We start from the raw sequence: 15,282 nt of genomic DNA, 5'->3' as shown, positions 1-15,282 counted from the left end.
ATCTCCACTGCGAATGCAGGTTTTCGTGGGGTATGCAGGCCCAACCCATCGTGCCCGAGGACGTTCCGCCTGCGTTGCAAACCGCGGCCGGGCACGTGATGAAGGCCGCCAAAGGAGCCATCATGCACATTCCCGAAGTCACTGCCCCGACGATCGCCATTGCCGGTACGACCGACCGCTTTCCCGTCCGCCGGATCTTCTGCGTCGGCCAGAACTACGCCGATCACGCGCGCGAGATGGGATCGGACCCCGACCGGCAGGAGCCGTTCTTCTTTTCGAAGCCCGCCGACGCGGTGGTGGCGAACGGCAGCACCCTGCCCTTCCCGCCGCAGACCCAGGACCTGCATCACGAGGTCGAACTGGTCGTCGCGCTTTCCACAGGCGGCAAGAACGTCGCCGTGGAGGATGCCGCGGCGATGATTTTCGGTGCAGGCGTCGGCATCGACCTGACGCGGCGCGATCTCCAGGCGGCGGCGAAGAAGATCGGGCGGCCGTGGGACATGGCGAAGGGTTTCGATCGTTCCGCTCCCGTTGCGGCGCTGACGCCGGGCGTCCCCGCCACATCGGGCAGCATCGCGCTGACCATCAACGGCGAGACGCGGCAGTCGGGAGACCTGTCGATGATGATCTGGAGCGTCCCCGAAATCATCGCGACGCTGTCGACCTTCGTCGAACTCGCGCCCGGCGACCTGATCTTCACCGGCACCCCCGCCGGCGTCGGCCCGATCCAGCGCGGACAGACCGTGCGCGCGACGATCGAAGGGTTCGAACCGCTTGAGGTGACATTCACCGCCTGATCGGCCATCGTCCCCGAATATAAGCAGATAATCGGGGGGCACATGGCTGAAACAGGCGAATTTGGCGGACGAGATTCGGGCGCGGACGGCTTTCTAAGCCGGGCGCGCACGGTTGCAGGCCCCGGCTTCAACCGCTGGCTGGCCCCCCTGCGCGCTCGCGATCCACCTGTGCATCGGCATGGCGTACGGGTTCAGCGTGTTCTGGCTGCCGCTGTCGCGCGCGATCGGGATCACCGATCCGGTGGTCTGCAAGAACCTTTCGCTGCTCGGCGCGCTGACCACGACGACCTGCGACTGGCGGGTGAGCGATCTCGTCTGGACGTACACGCTGTTCTTTGTCGTGCTCGGCGCGTCGGCCGCGATCTGGGGCGGCTGGCTCGAGCGCGCCGGCCCGCGCAAAGCCGGCGTCGTCGCCGCGTTCTGCTGGTGTGGCGGCATGGGGATCGCCGCGATCGGCGTGTCGATGCACCAGCTCTGGCTGATCTGGATCGGCTCGGGCGTGATCGGCGGCATCGGGCTTGGGCTCGGCTACATCTCGCCCGTCTCGACGCTAATCAAATGGTTTCCCGACCGGCGCGGCATGGCGACCGGCATGGCGATCATGGGCTTTGGCGGCGGCGCGATGATCGGCGGGCCGCTCGCCGATCTGTTGATGAAGCATTTCGCAAGCCCGACGGGCGTCGGCGTCTGGCAGACGTTCCTGGTGCTCGCTTGCGTCTATTTCGTGTTCATGATGGCCGGCGCGATCGGCTACCGCGTGCCCGCCGAGGGCTGGGCGCCCGCCGGCTGGACCGCGCCGACCAGCGCCAAGGCCTCGATCAGCCGCTTCAACGTCGCGCTGTCGGATGCGCACCGCACGCCACAATTCTGGCTGGTGTGGCTGGTGCTGTTCTTCAACGTCTCCGCCTCAATCGGGATCATCGGTATCGCCTCGCCGATGTTGCAGGAGCTGTTCGGCGGACGCCTGATCGACGCGCCGAGCGTGCTGTTCACGGCGTTCGACGACGACCAGAAGAAGGCGGCGGCGGCGGTCGGCGCAGGCTTCGTCGGCGCGATCAGCCTGTTCAACATCGGCGGGCGATTTTTCTGGGCATGGCTGTCCGATCGGATCGGCCGCAAACCGTTGTTCGCGACGATCCTCGCGGCAGGCGCGGTGCTCTACGGTTTCGCGGCACCGGCACTGGCGGGTACCACATTGGGCCTGTTCATCCTCGTCTTCTGCATTCTTGCGTCGATGTACGGCGGTGGGTTCGCGACTGCGCCTGCGTATCTCGCCGATCTGTTCGGGACGAAATATGTCGGTGCGATCCACGGGCGATTGCTGACCGCATGGTCGACCGCGGGCGTGGTCGGGCCTTTGCTCGTCGCCAACATGCGTGACCGCGCGATCGCGGCGGGCGTGCCGCGTGGCGATATCTACCCGCCGATCTTCTGGGTGCTGGCGGCCATGCTCGTCGCCGGGTTCGTCGCGAACCTGTTCGTCCGGCCGGTCGTCGCCAAGTTCCACATGCCCGCCGACGACAGGCCGATTGCGGTCGAGACGGTGGCCGGCGGGACGGTCGCGACGGCTACCGGCACCTCGCCGGTGGTCGTGTTCGCGTGGCTCGCGGTCGGGCTGCCGATCCTCTGGGGGATCTACATGACGCTGTCGAAGGCGTTGATCCTGCTCAAGTAAAGCGCAACCCGATCGGTCGGCCATCGGTTGCCCCTGTTCCCCCAGACAGGAGCTTCCCATGGCCGACCGGCTCACGATGCAGGATCCGCGCACGCAATATCCGCAGCCCCCTTCCCGCAACAGCCGCAGGAAGCGCCGGGCATCGCGTCGAAGATGGACCCGAAGCCCGATCACGGCGAGACGAGCTACAAGGGCTCGGGCAAGATGACCGGGCGCAAAGCCCTGATCACCGGTGGCGACAGCGGCATCGGTCGCGCCGCGGCGATAGCCTATGCGCGCGAGGGCGCCGATGTCGCGATCGTCTATCTCCCCGCCGAGGAGGCCGATGCGAAAGAAGTCGTTGCGCTGATCGAGGCCGAGGGTCGCAAGGCGCTCGCGCTGCCCGGTGACGTGAAGGACGAATCGTTCTGTCGCGCCGCGGTCCAGCAGACGGTCGATGCGTTCGGTGGCCTCGACGTGCTGGTCGTCAACGCCGGTCGCCAGCAGACGCGGCCGACTGTGGCCGATATCTCGACCGACGATTTCGACCAGACGATGAAGACCAACGTCTATGCGCTGCACTGGTTCGTCCAGGCCGCCGTCCCGCATCTGCCCGTCGGCGCAGCAGTGGTCACGACGGCATCGGTGCAGGGCTATGATCCGTCGGACAATCTGCTCGACTATGCGACCACCAAGGCGGCAATCGTCGCGTACACCAAGGGTCTCGCCAAGCAGCTGATCGAAAAGGGCATCCGCGCCAACGTCGTTGCGCCTGGGCCGTTCTGGACGGTGCTTCAGCCGAGCGGCGGCCAACCGCGGGAGATGGTCGAGACCTTCGGGTCGAAGAGCCATTTCGGCCGCCCGGGCCAGCCGGTCGAGATCGCGCCAGTGTATGTGCTGCTCGCTTCGCAGGAGGGGAGCTATATCACGGGCGAGGTCTACGGCGTCACGGGCGGCGCAGGCGTAGCTTGACGCAGAATCCTCCCCCGCGAGGGGGAGGTGTCATCAAAGGTGACGGGGGAGAGTCACCAAAGGTGACGGAGGGGAGGAACGCGCGACAGCAGTTGCCCTTTCCTCCCCCTCCGTCTGGCAAGGGCCAGCCACCTCCCCCTTGCGGGGGAGGATCAGTTCGTAAGGCCCCTAACGTCGCTATTGCACATCGTTATCAATTCTGTACTTGTATCCCGGTGACCGCCCGGAAGATCATATCCCTCGTCAGAACCGCTGCCCGCACATGACCCGCGGCACGATCAAGACCTGGTATCTCGTCCATAAATGGACGAGCCTGATCTGCACCGCGTTCCTGCTGATGCTGTGCGTGACCGGCCTGCCGCTGATCTTCGAGGAGGAGATCGATGGCTGGCTCAACCCGCCCGCACCGATGGCGACGCTGCCCGCGAATACGTCATCGCTTTCGCTCGACACCATTCTCGCCTGCGCGGCGAAGGCGGCCCCCGGCGAACTCCCGCTCTACATCAGCTTCGACGAAGAGCGCCCGATCGTCTACGTCACCACCGGCCCCACCGCAGATGCGGCGCCCGCAGCGATGCATTTCCTCGCGTTCGACGCGCGCACCGGGGCTAAGATGCCGCCCTACGTCCCCGGCGTGATGGCATTCATCCTGAAACTCCACACCGACATGTTCCTCGGCTTCTGGGCGGAGATCTTCCTGGGCGTGATGGGCCTGCTCTTCTTCGCCGCGATCGTGTCCGGCGTCGTGCTCTACGCTCCGTTCATGGCCAAGCTCGACTTCGGCACGTTGCGACGCGGGCGCAGCAAGCGGCTCGGATGGCTCGACCGCCACAATTTGCTCGGCATCGTCACTCTGGTGTGGGCGAGCGTCGTCGGCGTGACGGGGACGATCAACACCTTCGTCGTGCCGATCACTGCCATCTGGAAGTCGAACGGCCTCGCTGAGATCATCACCAGCGAAACGCGCACCCCGCTCGGGGTCCAGCGCGCATCGGTGCAGGCGGCGCTCGACGCGGTGCAGCGCAAGGCGCCCGAGATGAAGCCGCAGTTCATCGCCTTCCCCGGCGTCGTCTTCAGCAGCCCGCATCACTACGCCGTGTTCCTCAAGGGCGCGACGCCGCTGACGTCGAAGCTGCTGCTGCCCGGCTTCGTCGATGCCGCGACCGGACGGTTGGACGCGGTCGTGCCGATGCCCTGGTACATGCAGGCGATGCTTCTCGCTCAGCCGCTGCATTTCGGGAATTACGGCGGCCTCGCGATGAAGATCGTCTGGGCCATTTTCGACATACTGACGATCATCGTGCTCGGCAGCGGGCTGTATCTTTGGCTGCGTCGTCGCGGCGGTCCGAGCGACCAGCGCGTCCGCGAAGTCGTGATGGCGGGAGAAATCGCATGACCCACAAGACCAACCGCCAGATCTTCGCACTGCCGATCCTGCTGGGCGTATCGACCTGTGCCGGGCTCGGCGCAGGCCTGATCGGCGACGGCGTCTGGGATGTCGGCGCTGGCCTGCTGCTCGCGCTGCCGCTGGTCGTGACCGGCCGCTACTGGGTCCGCACACCGATCACGCAATCACGCCCCGCCGAAGCGCCAAGGGCCGCGTCGATCGCCCACTAAAGAATAATCCTCCCCGCCAGGGAGAGGATTGTAGAGTTCGTGCCGATTGAAAAATGGAGCCGGTGTTACCCGGCTCCACAGACTTCAGGTCGCTGGCGTCGCCTGCGGGGCTGGTGCCGCTGCCGGTGCGGGGGTGCCCCGGCTGGTGCGCGGGCTGTACCCGGCGCCATCGGCGGCGGCGGCGGTGCCATGCCGGCTGGCGGGGGCGGTGCGACCCCTGCTGGCGGCGGCGGGGAGCACCCGGACCGCCGGGGCCACCGGGGCCACCAGGACCATCGCGACCCGGACCATCAGGACCAGGGCCATGCGGACCGCGCGGTGGGCCACCGACCGGGCCGAGTGCGGTCACCTTGCCACCGGGCGCGACCAGGAACGAGGCGTGGACGAAACCATCCTCGAACCGACCCTGGATCGTCACCGGCTGCCCGGTCGCGACCAGGTTGCTACCCTCGCCGCCGCGACCGAGATCGACCAGCGCGCGGCCGGTGCGGTCGGCCATCACGAACTTGTTGCCGTATTGCTCGGCGACGGTGCCGCGGATCGTGACGATGCCGTCCGACTGGAGCGAGCGGATCGCGACTGGGGTTGCGGGCGCCATCGTCACGCTCGGACGGGTGGCGGCGACGGTGACGGCGCCGGCGGCACCGCCGACCACGAGCAAGCCGGCGGCGGCGAGTGCCAGGCGGTTGCGGCGGAGATTGAACCGCTTGCTGGGCGCGGTGTGGGAATGTTCGGTCATTGCGTCGTTCCTCTCATTGGTTGACGAATCACCGTTTAGGCGCACGCTGCCGACGCCCGCTGAACCAAGCCGTTCAGTTTCCGTTGTGATCTTGGACATAGGGACAGGCGCATGCGGGTATTACTGGTCGAGGACGATGCGGCGATCGCCGACGGGTTGGCGCGAGCGTTGCGCGCGGAGCATTTCGCGGTCGACGTCGCGAGCAACGGCGAGGATGGCGGCCATCTCGGCGCCACCGAACTGTACGACGCGGCGGTGCTCGACCTTGGCCTCCCCAAGCGCGACGGGCTTTCGGTGCTTCGCGACTGGCGCGCGGCGGGGCGCGACCTGCCGGTACTGATCCTCACCGCCCGCGATGGCTGGTCGGAGAAGGTCGAGGGCTTCAAGGCGGGCGCGGACGATTATGTCGTCAAGCCGTTCCGCGTCGAGGAGGTGGTGATGCGCCTCCGCGCGCTGGTCCGCCGCGCCGCCGGTCATGCCGCGGCGCGCGTGACGTGCGGGCCGCTGACGTTCGATGCGCAACTCGGCACCTTCGAGCGCGATGGCCTGCCGTTGAAGCTCACCGCGTTCGAATGGCGCGTGCTGTCGGCACTGATGCTCCGCCGCGAAGTGGTGATCGAACGCGCCGACTTGATCGAGCGGGTCTACGAGGGCGATGCGGATGTGGATTCGAACTCGATCGAGGTGATCATCGGTCGGCTGCGGCGGAAGATCGGGGCGCAGATGATCGAGACGGTGCGCGGGCGTGGGTATCGGCTGACCGCGGATGGGGCGTGATGGCGATAGCACCGACCACGCGTTGTAACTTAGGCCCCACCCCGGCGAAGGCCGGGGCCCAGTTGGGGGACGGTGCTAACGGAGCGTCGTCCGCCATTATAAAAGCCTTTCCACCTGGGCCCCGGCCTTCGCCGGGGTGGCGTGTAAAGCACGGATCATCTCACTTTAACGGGCGCCAGCGATGACCCGCTTCCGCCTCATTCCCCGATCGCTCTTTGGGCGGATGCTCGTTATCGCAGGGCTGTCGACCGGGCTCGCGCTGCTGTTCGCGGGGGTGACGATCAGTCATGTCCTCGAACGCTTCGTCACACGCGGACTCGACGAGCGGCTCGATGCGCAGGTCGCGGTGCTGGCGCGTGCGGTCCGTCCCGACGCGACGCTCGACCGGACGCGCGCGGTCGACCTGCCCGAATTCGGCGAGCCCGGATCGGACTGGTCGTGGCAGGTCGAAGGCCCCGCCGGTCGCTTCGATAGCGGCACGACCCGCCCCCTGCCCCCGATCACACCGCCCGCCCCCAAGCCGGCGCCACCGATCGACGCAGTACCGCCAGCCCCGCAGCCCGATCCCGAGCGTCCCCATCCTCCCGGCCCCGGCGGTCCCGAAGATCACGCCCTCCATGCCGGCGACACGCGCGATCGCAGCGGCAATCGCCTCCACTCGCGCACGATGGATGTCGCCACGCCGCGCGGCTCCGTGACGATCACCGCGATCGGGCCGCGGCGGATCGTCGAGGACCCGTTGCGCGAGGCGATGATCCCGCTGCTCGGCTCGCTCGCGCTGCTCGGAGTCGGGCTGGCGCTGGCGACGTTTGTGCAACTCCGCTTCGGCCTGCGTCCGCTGCGCGACCTCCGCACGGCGCTCGCCGCCGTCCGCGCCGGTACTGAGCGTCACGTCCCCGACGACCAGCCCGGTGAACTGCAACCGCTCGTCACCGAACTCAACGCGCTGATCGACCAGAACGCCGCCGGGCTCGCGCACGCACGCCAGCATGTCGCCAATCTCGCGCACGGCCTCAAGACCCCGCTGGCGGCGCTGTCGCTCAAGCTGGCGGAGACCGGCGCGGACGACGACGTCCGCGACATGGTCGAGCAGATCGACCGCCGCGTCCGCCATCATCTCGGTCGCGCGCGCGCCGATGCGACCGGCGGCGCACGCGTTCGAACCCAGATCGCCCCCGCGGTCGACGACCTGCTCGCGGTGCTGCGGCGGATCCATGCCGATCGGCCGATCGCGGTCGAACGCGCCATCCCCGCCGATCTTGCGGTCGCGATCGACCCGCAGGATCTCGACGAGATGATCGGCAACCTGCTCGACAATGGCTGGCGCCATGCGCGATCGGCGCTGACGATCGATGCGCGCGCCGCCGACGGCATGGTGACGCTCGGCATCGCCGACGATGGCGACGGCCTCGACGACAGCGCGATCGCGGAAGCGATGCTGCCCGGCCGCCGGCTCGACGAACGCAGCGACGGTCACGGCTTCGGCCTGTCGATCACGCGCGAGCTTGCCGAACTCAACGGCGGCAGCCTCGCATTGGGCCGATCACCGACCGGCGGACTGATCGCGCGTCTCAGCCTGCCGCTGCGCGCCTGACGCAGCGATCCGCTGCGGCGTGCGTTGGCCCGCTACGGACAGTCGGAAGGATCGAGCATGAAAGTCGGATTCATCGGTCTCGGCCAGATGGGCAGCGCAATGGCCGCCAATCTCGTCAAGGCAGGGCATGAGGTGACGGTGTGGAACCGCTCGCCCGACAAGGCGGCGGACCTGGTTGCAGCCGGCGCGACGCTGGCCGCAACGCCCGCGGCGGCCGCGCAGGGCGACGTGGTAATGACGATGCTCGCGGACGACACCGCGCTCGAAGCCGTGGTGTACGGCGACGACGGCATCCTGAACGCGCCCGCGCTCCACGTGTCGCACAGCACGATCGGCGTCGCGCTCGCCGACCGCCTCGCAGCGGTCTCGGATCGCTATATCTCGGCACCCGTTTTCGGTCGCCCGCCCGCCGCCGAAGCCGGCAAGTTGTTCATCGTCGCAGCCGGCGCGGACGATCTGATCGATCGCTGCGAACCGCTGTTCGAGGCGATCGGCCAGCGCGTCTTTCGCGTCGGCACCACGCCGTCGGCCGCCAATCTGGTCAAGCTCAGCGGCAATTTCATGATCATGGCCGCGGTCGAGGCGATGGCGGAAGCGATGACGCTGGCGGAGAAGGGCGGCGTCGATCGCGCGACCCTGCTCGAGGTGCTGACCGGCACGTTGTTCTCGGCACCCGTCTACAAGACCTATGGCGACATGCTGGTGGCCGATGCGTTCAAGCCGGCCGGTTTCGCCGCCCCCTTGGGCCTGAAAGACATGAACCTCGTCGATGCCGCCGCGAGCACCTCGCGCACGCCGATGCCGCTGCTCGGAATCGTCCGCGATCATCTGCGCACCGCGATCGCGCTGGAGGGCGACGACGTCGACTGGGCCGGCGCAGGACTCGCGGTGCGCCGGGCCGCCGGACTCAAATAAGGCTTACCAATAGCGGCTGCCGGGCACGCCCTTGAACGGCCCGGCGAGATCCGCGGTGATCCAGCCGCCATAGAAGCCGCCGGGCTGCGGCACGACCGTCTCGCCATCGACGGTGCACACATCGAACGGTGCAGCATAGAAAGCGAGATGGTCGCGCAAGGCCGCAAACGCGCGGGTCGGTGCGGGATAGCTCCAGGCGATGTCGCGGTGCGTCTCGCCGTCGAGCACGAGATCGTAATAGACCGCATCGCCCTTCCACTCGCAGAACGACCGATGCGTGGAGCGCCGAAGCAGCGCCATCGTCACGTCGTCGGGCGGGATATAATAGCTCGGCGGGTGGCTGGTTTCGAGCGTCCGCACGCTCGCGCGCGTATCCGCGATGACCTGCCCACGATGCTCGATGCGGATGTGGCGCGCACATCGCTCGGCGATCGCAGGACGAGGAAGTCCCAGACGCTGGTCTGTCCGGGCAACACCGGATCACGGGCGACGGTCATGGCTTCACCGCCTCGCGCCGTCGCAGCGCGCGCTGCAACTTGGGTCGGACGCGCAGGAAGCCGATATAGACGCGCTCGAGCAGGCCCAGCACGATCGGCTGGCGCGCAGCCAGACCCAGCGGGCGGAGAACCGGGATCGCCCGCCACATCGCCGCGAATGCCGCCGCGCCCGAGAGCAAATGCCCGTCCTCGCGCGCATGAAACCGGGCTAGCAGATCGCGTCGGTCGATCGGGCAGGAGGCGTCGCCATCGGTCGCATCGATGAACTCGATCGCGCCGCGCCGGTCGAGCCGCCGCATCAGCGCGATTTCGCGCCGGCATAGCGGGCAGTCGCCATCATGCCATACGGTCAGCCGGCTCATCGTCGGGTGTCGTTGCGCTGGCTGATCCGGGTCGCGAGCACCGTCGCGAAGCCGAGCCAGGCGACGAACGGCACGCCCAGTCCTGCGGCCGGGCGATCGACCTTGGCGGCGGTGGCGACATAGGCGACGCCGGTGACGACCATCCCGCCTGCCGCGATCGCGCTCGTCTCCAGCGCGCGCTTGCGGAAGAACAACTCGGTCCAGCCACCGACCATTGCGGTGTTGAGCAGCCACAGCCCAACCGCGGCGTTGCGACGCGGATCGGCCGGCGCGCGCATCAGGCGATAGCCGCCAACCGCCAGCCCGGTTTCGAGCACAGGCCAGACCGCGCCGAACACCGCGTCGGGCGGCGTGAAGCCCGGCTTGTCGAGCCGTTTGTACCAGCGCCGCGTCTTGGGGTGCGAGGGATCGGGCGCGTTACGCCGTCCCAACACTGCGCTCGCGCCCAGCACGCCGGCCACGATCAACGCCGCAACCGGCTTGGACAAGCCCGTCCGCGACACGCCGGTCCGCGACGGATCGGTCAGCGCAACGTCCGACGGGTCGGTGTGAATCGGTGTGGAGGTCGACATGCCCTGGTCCTTTCGGGCACGACGCCCGTGGTGCTACAGCGTCGGACGCCCGCGGACGTTCCGTGTGCGCTTGATACTTGAACTTCGCGATCGTGCCGGGTACGGACACCGCACCACGCCTCGAACGACGCGTGTCGGCGGGTGTAGCTCAATGGTAGAGCTTTTGCTTCCCAAGCAAGTGACGAGGGTTCGATTCCCTTCACCCGCTCCAAATTTCATCGATGTGGTGTGATCGTAGCCCGGCTATCGTAAGGGGCGCGCACGACGGATCGACCCTCATCCCGTTGGCCGACAACGCGCCGTACCGCGCCAAGCGCCGGTCGCGACCATGTGGTGGTCGCGGACCAGCTACCTAAGCTGTCGATCGCGGCGGCATAGCGCGCGCCTGCGTGGCGGCGGTCAGCGCAGTTTCAGCGCCCGCCGGACGGCATCCCAACCGACATATTTGAAATTCTGTGTGGCGGGCGCGTTGTCGCCGTCCTGTGCTACCAGCAGGCCGCGTGGATAGGCGCGCCCGAAATCGCCGAGCATCAGGTCGATGCCGTCGGTGTCACTGGTGCCGTCGATCCCGCCGCCTCCGATCCGGAATCGGCCCACATAGGTGACGCCGGGCAGACGGTAGAGCGTGTAGGCGTTGTCGCCCTGGCTCGACACGACCAGATAACCGCCGGTCCTGCCCGAGGGTGCGAGCGCCAGACCCTCCGCATCGGCGACCAGCGTCCTGCCGTCGACCTTGGCGATCGGGGTCCCGGTGACGGGTGCGGACGGATCGGCGTCGAACCGCCAGAGCCCTACGTCTTCCTCCGCGACATATAGCTGCCCGGTGCGATCATCGACGACGCAGCCTTCGGACTGGGTGCCGAGCTTCATCGAGCGGACCGTCGTGACCTTGGGCGCTGCGCCGGAGAGGTCGATGGCGACCTGGTCGATGCGGCCGTCTTTCAGCACGACAAAGCCGAACAGCGCGTGGTCGCGCGCGCGGGTCCAGAGGCACATGCCGTAGGCCTCGCCCGGCCCGACCGAGAAGCGGCCGAGCGGGACGAGCTTTGCTGCCGCCGTGTCGAGGGTGAACAGCGAGACGTGTGCGGTGGCGATGTCGGCCCGGTCGCTGGCAGCGGCGATCACGCGCCCACCGGTCTTGCCGCCAAGATCGCGCAGGTCGACGTTGTTGAGCCGCGCGGCGGGCGTGAAGCTCAGTCGCTTGCCCGTCAGGCTGTAGACGTGGATGCCCGCCTTCTTGTCTGTGCCGATGACGAGGCTCTTCGCCGGATCGCTCGCGTTGCGCCAGATCGCGGGATCGTCGGCGGCATCGGCGGCGGTATCGACCGGATCGGTCTCCGCCGTCGCCGCAACCATCGGTGCCTCGACCGCGACCGGGACCGAGGTCGTGGCACATCCCGCGAGGAGCAGCGCCGCAAACGGAAGCGCGCGCATCAGAACGTCACCCGCACGCCGCCGGTATAGCGCCGCCCGAACGTCTCATGTTCGATCGTGTACGCCGACGATCCGACATAGCGGCGGCCGGGACCGTTCAGCAGGTTGGCGAAATCGCCGTAGATCTCGACATTGCCGTTGATCGCGTAGCGCACCGATGCGTCGAGCTCATTGTCCTTGGCCCAGTAGAAGTCGCCGCCATCGACGCCGCGGACGGTGTCACCGACCTTCGCGACCGATCCGATCGCATCGAGCCATGCCGAGCGGTTCTGGTACGAGACGCGCGCGGAGAAGCCGTATTTCTCGTAATAGGCGATCAAATTGTAGATCGCGTCCGACGCGCCGGGCAGCCGTACCTTCCGCGACGGGATATCATCCGTACCCGGCGTGTCCGCGCGGCTCTTGTTGATCGTCGCGTTGAGCTGGATGCCGAAGCCACCCATCCAGTCCGGCAGGCCGAGAGCGGCGGTAAACGGATCGAGCTGCTGCTGGATCGCGCCCTCGATGCCCATGATATAGCCCTTGCCGCCGTTCAGGACGGTCGAGAACTGATATTGCGAGCGATCGGTATTGCCGCTGTTAAGGATCGTGCTGCCGAAGGTCTGCACCGAGTCGAACAGGACGTTGGTGACGTCCTTGTAATAGGCACCGATCGACAGGAAGCCGCGCGGCATTGTGTAATATTCGACATAGGCATCGACGCCCTTGGCCTTTTCGGGCTTCGCGTCGGGGTTGCCGCCGGACACGGTCAGGTTGGCGTCGTTATAGGTCAGGTTCGGGCGCAGCTGATCGTAATCGGGCCGCGCGGCGCCGGTGTTGAACGACAGCCGCGCCTTCATCCGATCGTTGACGTCCCAGTTGAGGTGGAGGCTCGGATAGACCAGCGTCTGGCTCGATTTCGCCTCGACCGGCGTCGCCACGCTCGTAGCGGCGTTGATCGAGAACGCCCGCGCGTCGTTGCGGATATGCTCGACGCGGGCACCACCGATGATGCTGCCCCAGTTGGTCGTCACCGTGGCCATCGCGTACGCCGAATAGACCTTCTCGCCGACCTTATAATAGTTCGCGTCGACCGGCAGATAGCTGGCGACGGTCTTCGCCTGGTCGACCAACCCGAGCACCTTGTCGCGGTCGAAATACTGGAAGGTGTAGCCGAGCGGAATCTCGCCCTGGAACCCGCCGGACTTGGCGATCGCGGAATAGTTGGTCGAGATTCCTGCGGCGGCGAATTGCGCTGCGCTGTTGATATCGAGCAGATCCTCGTTCGCGGTCTTGGTGCGATCGTCATAGCGGACGCCGGCGGTGAACACCGTCTGCGCGCCGAATAGCGACGCCTCGCGGCTGACGTCGAGCTTGGCGGTGTACGCCTCGGTCACGTCCTGCGCCTTCAGCGAGCGGAGACGGGTCAGCGACGTCGGGAAATCCTCGATCGCGGTTACCTGCGCCCCGCGCGAGAACGTCCCGTCGGCGTTGCGGATCGTGCGGAACAGCTGGACCTTGGCAAGCTGCGGGTCGGTCAGGTCATAGCCCACGGTCAGCCGGTTGGTGGCGTTCGTGAAGCTAGGGCTTTCGTAGTTCAGCTGCGCCGGCTGCGTTCGGTCGTCGATCGAACGCGTGAAATTACCGCGCCATGCGACCTTCCACTCGCCGAGTTCGTGATCGCCGCCGACCGTGTTGGTGAACACCGACTGCTTGTATTTGCGCACCGTGAAGTTCGCGTTGAGATCGACGCCGTAGACGGTGCCGAGCAGCGGCGTGTTGCCGGTGCAGATGTCGGCATAGCCGGTGGTGCCCGATGCGGGCCGAGCGTTGACGGTGCAGGCGGCGCTGCCGGTCGGCGCACGCGACTGCTGGTCGTCGAGATCGAAGATGTAGTTGTTGCGCTGCTCGTCGTCCTGGAACGCCGAGTAGATCGTCTCCGCGAACAGCTTGTGGCCGGGCGCCGGGCGCCAGTCGAGCCGGGTCGACAGCGAGTAGTTCTTCCGCGTCAGCCGGTATAACTTGTTCTCGGTCTCGCGTGCCCAGTTGCGCGTCTGATAGCCGGGCCGCTTGTCTTCCTTGACCGCCTCGAAATCGGTCTCGAAATTGTCGGTGACCATGCCGCGGCGATACAGGCTGGCGGAGGATACGATGCCGAACTCGCCGATCCCGGTGTCGATCCGGTCGGAGATGACGAGCGAGCCTTCATATTCGGTCTTCTTGCCGAGTTCGACATGGCCGAGGCCGCCCTTGGCCTGCACCTTCATGCCCGGATAATCGAACGCGGATCGCGTGATGATGTCGACATTGCCGGCGATCGTTTCGCCGGTCATGTCGGGGGTGACGGCCTTGCGCACGATGATCTGCGAGGCGATCGCCGACGGGATCGAGTCGAACCGGGCGTCGCGACCTTCGGGGCTGACGACGTTGATGCCGTCGATCGACAGCGTGGTCCAGTTGATCGGCGCGCCGCGCAGCGTGATGTAGCGCGCCTGGCCCTGGTCGCGCTGGACGCCGACGCCGGGCAACCGGCTGACCGCCTGTGCGACGTTCTGATCAGGCAGGCGACCGATCGAATCCGAGGCGATGACCGAGACGAGCGACGGACTGGTGCGCTGGATCTGGAGCGCTGCGGCTTCCGATTCCGCGATCGGACGCGAGCCGGAAACGACGATCTCCGCCCCCTCGCCTGCGCCCGCATCCGTGCCAACGGCCGCGGTCATCGCCACGTCGAGCGTTACCGGGGCATCGGCGACCGTGACGGTCCGGCGCGCATCGGGGAAGCCGACATAGCGGATCACGAGTTCGTGCGTGCCGGCGGGGACGCCGTTCAGCGAGAACCGCCCGGTGCGATCGACGACCGTCGACAGGTCGAGCGCGGGGATCGAGACCGATGCGCCATCGAGATAGTCGCCGCTACCAGCCTGCGACACCGTGCCGGTAACTGATCCAGGCGCGCGCGGCGCCCGACTGGCGTTACGGCGACCGGGGTTGCCGCGACCGGCGTTGCGGCGATCGGGGCGGCAATCGGGCCAGCATGCGCGGCGGCGATGCTCAACGGCATCAGCGCGCAGCCAGCGAGCAAGCCATGCGCGAAAACAGGGCCGCGAAAGCGGCGCGACAGGTTGGATGTCATGATGGGTCCCCGGATGTCCCGGCTTTGTCCAGCCGGCTTGGGAGGCGCGGTAGCCGCTGCGGATGGCAGCCGCGTTACGCGTGCGTGACAGGAACATGACAGCCCCGTCATCTCGCGCGACGCTGGCGACGCGCATTAAGCCAACATTAAAAACGTCGGACACGCGATTCTTATAATCGTAACGGACGTGCCACGACCGCCGCCTATCGCGCCCTTCAAGGCAAACACTGCCGAAAA

General features: G+C 67.2%; 14 protein-coding genes and 1 tRNA gene. 9 read left to right on the top strand and 6 right to left on the bottom strand.

Annotated features, from left to right (window positions below; translation table 11 throughout):
- The first annotated feature begins 122 nt into the window (after positions 1 to 122).
- The 5 genes from QP164_RS00595 to QP164_RS00575 all read left to right on the top strand — a co-directional run bounded on the left by QP164_RS00595 (position 123) and on the right by QP164_RS00575 (position 5,040).
- The gene (locus QP164_RS00595; RefSeq protein WP_333921785.1) at positions 123 to 797 is read left to right on the top strand and encodes a fumarylacetoacetate hydrolase family protein; all 675 of its coding nucleotides are present in this window, start codon (positions 123 to 125) and stop codon (positions 795 to 797) included.
- Positions 798 to 975: 178 nt separating this feature from the next.
- Positions 976 to 2,472 (top strand): OFA family MFS transporter, encoded by a 1,497-nt coding sequence (locus tag QP164_RS00590; protein ID WP_333921784.1) that lies wholly within the window; start codon positions 976 to 978, stop codon positions 2,470 to 2,472.
- Between the two features lie 153 nt (positions 2,473 to 2,625).
- Positions 2,626 to 3,423, top strand: coding sequence for an SDR family oxidoreductase (locus tag QP164_RS00585; protein ID WP_443027402.1), 798 nt, complete (start codon positions 2,626 to 2,628; stop codon positions 3,421 to 3,423).
- A 262-nt stretch (positions 3,424 to 3,685) separates the two neighbouring features.
- Entirely contained in the window at positions 3,686 to 4,819 is a 1,134-nt protein-coding gene (locus tag QP164_RS00580; RefSeq protein ID WP_333921783.1) for a PepSY-associated TM helix domain-containing protein, read from the top strand.
- Positions 4,816 to 5,040 carry a hypothetical protein gene (locus tag QP164_RS00575; protein WP_333921782.1) on the top strand — a complete coding sequence of 75 codons (225 nt, stop codon included), beginning with the start codon at positions 4,816 to 4,818 and terminating at the stop codon, positions 5,038 to 5,040. Before QP164_RS00580 ends, QP164_RS00575 begins: the two co-directional genes overlap by 4 nt.
- On the opposite strand, the gene QP164_RS00570 is transcribed toward QP164_RS00575, so the two are convergent.
- Positions 4,988 to 5,779, bottom strand: a complete 792-nt coding sequence (locus QP164_RS00570; protein WP_333921781.1) for a hypothetical protein — start codon at positions 5,777 to 5,779, stop codon at positions 4,988 to 4,990. The two genes, QP164_RS00575 and QP164_RS00570, sit on opposite strands and share 53 nt — an antisense overlap.
- Before the next feature lie 111 nt (positions 5,780 to 5,890).
- Here QP164_RS00570 and QP164_RS00565 point away from each other — a divergent pair, with 111 nt between their 5' ends.
- The 3 genes from QP164_RS00565 (at position 5,891) to QP164_RS00555 (ending at position 9,065) form a co-directional block, all read left to right on the top strand.
- Entirely contained in the window at positions 5,891 to 6,556 is a 666-nt protein-coding gene (locus tag QP164_RS00565) for a response regulator transcription factor (protein ID WP_132739318.1), read from the top strand.
- A 181-nt stretch (positions 6,557 to 6,737) separates the two neighbouring features.
- Positions 6,738 to 8,150, top strand: a complete 1,413-nt coding sequence (locus tag QP164_RS00560) for a sensor histidine kinase (RefSeq protein ID WP_333921780.1) — start codon at positions 6,738 to 6,740, stop codon at positions 8,148 to 8,150.
- 24 nt (positions 8,151 to 8,174) lie between these two features.
- A complete protein-coding gene (locus tag QP164_RS00555; RefSeq protein WP_333921779.1) occupies positions 8,175 to 9,065 on the top strand; it encodes an NAD(P)-dependent oxidoreductase in 891 nt (296 codons plus the stop codon).
- Positions 9,066 to 9,068: 3 nt separating this feature from the next.
- On the opposite strand, the gene QP164_RS00550 is transcribed toward QP164_RS00555, so the two are convergent.
- The 3 genes from QP164_RS00550 to QP164_RS00540 form a co-directional block, all read right to left on the bottom strand.
- Entirely contained in the window at positions 9,069 to 9,425 is a 357-nt protein-coding gene (locus QP164_RS00550) for a DUF427 domain-containing protein (protein WP_333921778.1), read from the bottom strand.
- A gap of 133 nt (positions 9,426 to 9,558) precedes the next feature.
- Positions 9,559 to 9,924: a thiol-disulfide oxidoreductase DCC family protein gene (locus QP164_RS00545; protein WP_333921777.1), complete on the bottom strand. Its 366-nt coding sequence runs from the start codon at positions 9,922 to 9,924 to the stop codon at positions 9,559 to 9,561.
- A complete protein-coding gene (locus QP164_RS00540) occupies positions 9,921 to 10,496 on the bottom strand; it encodes a TspO/MBR family protein (RefSeq protein ID WP_333921776.1) in 576 nt (191 codons plus the stop codon). The genes QP164_RS00545 and QP164_RS00540 overlap by 4 nt, the downstream gene beginning before the upstream one ends.
- A gap of 137 nt (positions 10,497 to 10,633) precedes the next feature.
- Here QP164_RS00540 and QP164_RS00535 point away from each other — a divergent pair.
- A tRNA-Gly gene (locus tag QP164_RS00535) sits at positions 10,634 to 10,707 on the top strand.
- Positions 10,708 to 10,895: 188 nt separating this feature from the next.
- On the opposite strand, the gene QP164_RS00530 is transcribed toward QP164_RS00535, so the two are convergent.
- Positions 10,896 to 11,930, bottom strand: coding sequence for a phytase (locus tag QP164_RS00530; protein WP_333921775.1), 1,035 nt, complete (start codon positions 11,928 to 11,930; stop codon positions 10,896 to 10,898).
- On the bottom strand, positions 11,930 to 15,142 hold the full coding sequence (locus QP164_RS00525; protein ID WP_333921774.1) for a TonB-dependent receptor: 3,213 nt from the start codon (positions 15,140 to 15,142) through the stop codon (positions 11,930 to 11,932). The genes QP164_RS00530 and QP164_RS00525 overlap by 1 nt, the downstream gene beginning before the upstream one ends.
- Positions 15,143 to 15,282 lie beyond the last annotated feature (140 nt).

Source organism: Sphingomonas sp. LR59 (genome assembly GCF_036855945.1).
Lineage (GTDB): Bacteria > Pseudomonadota > Alphaproteobacteria > Sphingomonadales > Sphingomonadaceae > Sphingomonas.
This window is presented reverse-complemented; position numbering and strand designations above follow the sequence as displayed.

What these genes read in the sequence shown, in the direction of transcription:
- QP164_RS00570 (WP_333921781.1), bottom strand. Translation starts at nt 5,779, where the DNA reads ATGACCGAACATTCCCACACCGCGCCCAGCAAGCGGTTCAATCTCCGC.
- QP164_RS00565 (WP_132739318.1), top strand. Translation starts at nt 5,891, where the DNA reads ATGCGGGTATTACTGGTCGAGGACGATGCGGCGATCGCCGACGGGTTG.
- QP164_RS00580 (WP_333921783.1), top strand. Translation starts at nt 3,686, where the DNA reads ATGACCCGCGGCACGATCAAGACCTGGTATCTCGTCCATAAATGGACG.
- QP164_RS00560 (WP_333921780.1), top strand. Translation starts at nt 6,738, where the DNA reads ATGACCCGCTTCCGCCTCATTCCCCGATCGCTCTTTGGGCGGATGCTC.
- QP164_RS00540 (WP_333921776.1), bottom strand. Translation starts at nt 10,496, where the DNA reads ATGTCGACCTCCACACCGATTCACACCGACCCGTCGGACGTTGCGCTG.
- QP164_RS00595 (WP_333921785.1), top strand. Translation starts at nt 123, where the DNA reads ATGCACATTCCCGAAGTCACTGCCCCGACGATCGCCATTGCCGGTACG.
- QP164_RS00525 (WP_333921774.1), bottom strand. Translation starts at nt 15,142, where the DNA reads ATGTTCCTGTCACGCACGCGTAACGCGGCTGCCATCCGCAGCGGCTAC.
- QP164_RS00575 (WP_333921782.1), top strand. Translation starts at nt 4,816, where the DNA reads ATGACCCACAAGACCAACCGCCAGATCTTCGCACTGCCGATCCTGCTG.
- QP164_RS00545 (WP_333921777.1), bottom strand. Translation starts at nt 9,924, where the DNA reads ATGAGCCGGCTGACCGTATGGCATGATGGCGACTGCCCGCTATGCCGG.
- QP164_RS00530 (WP_333921775.1), bottom strand. Translation starts at nt 11,930, where the DNA reads ATGCGCGCGCTTCCGTTTGCGGCGCTGCTCCTCGCGGGATGTGCCACG.
- QP164_RS00585 (WP_443027402.1), top strand. Translation starts at nt 2,626, where the DNA reads ATGGACCCGAAGCCCGATCACGGCGAGACGAGCTACAAGGGCTCGGGC.
- QP164_RS00590 (WP_333921784.1), top strand. Translation starts at nt 976, where the DNA reads ATGGCGTACGGGTTCAGCGTGTTCTGGCTGCCGCTGTCGCGCGCGATC.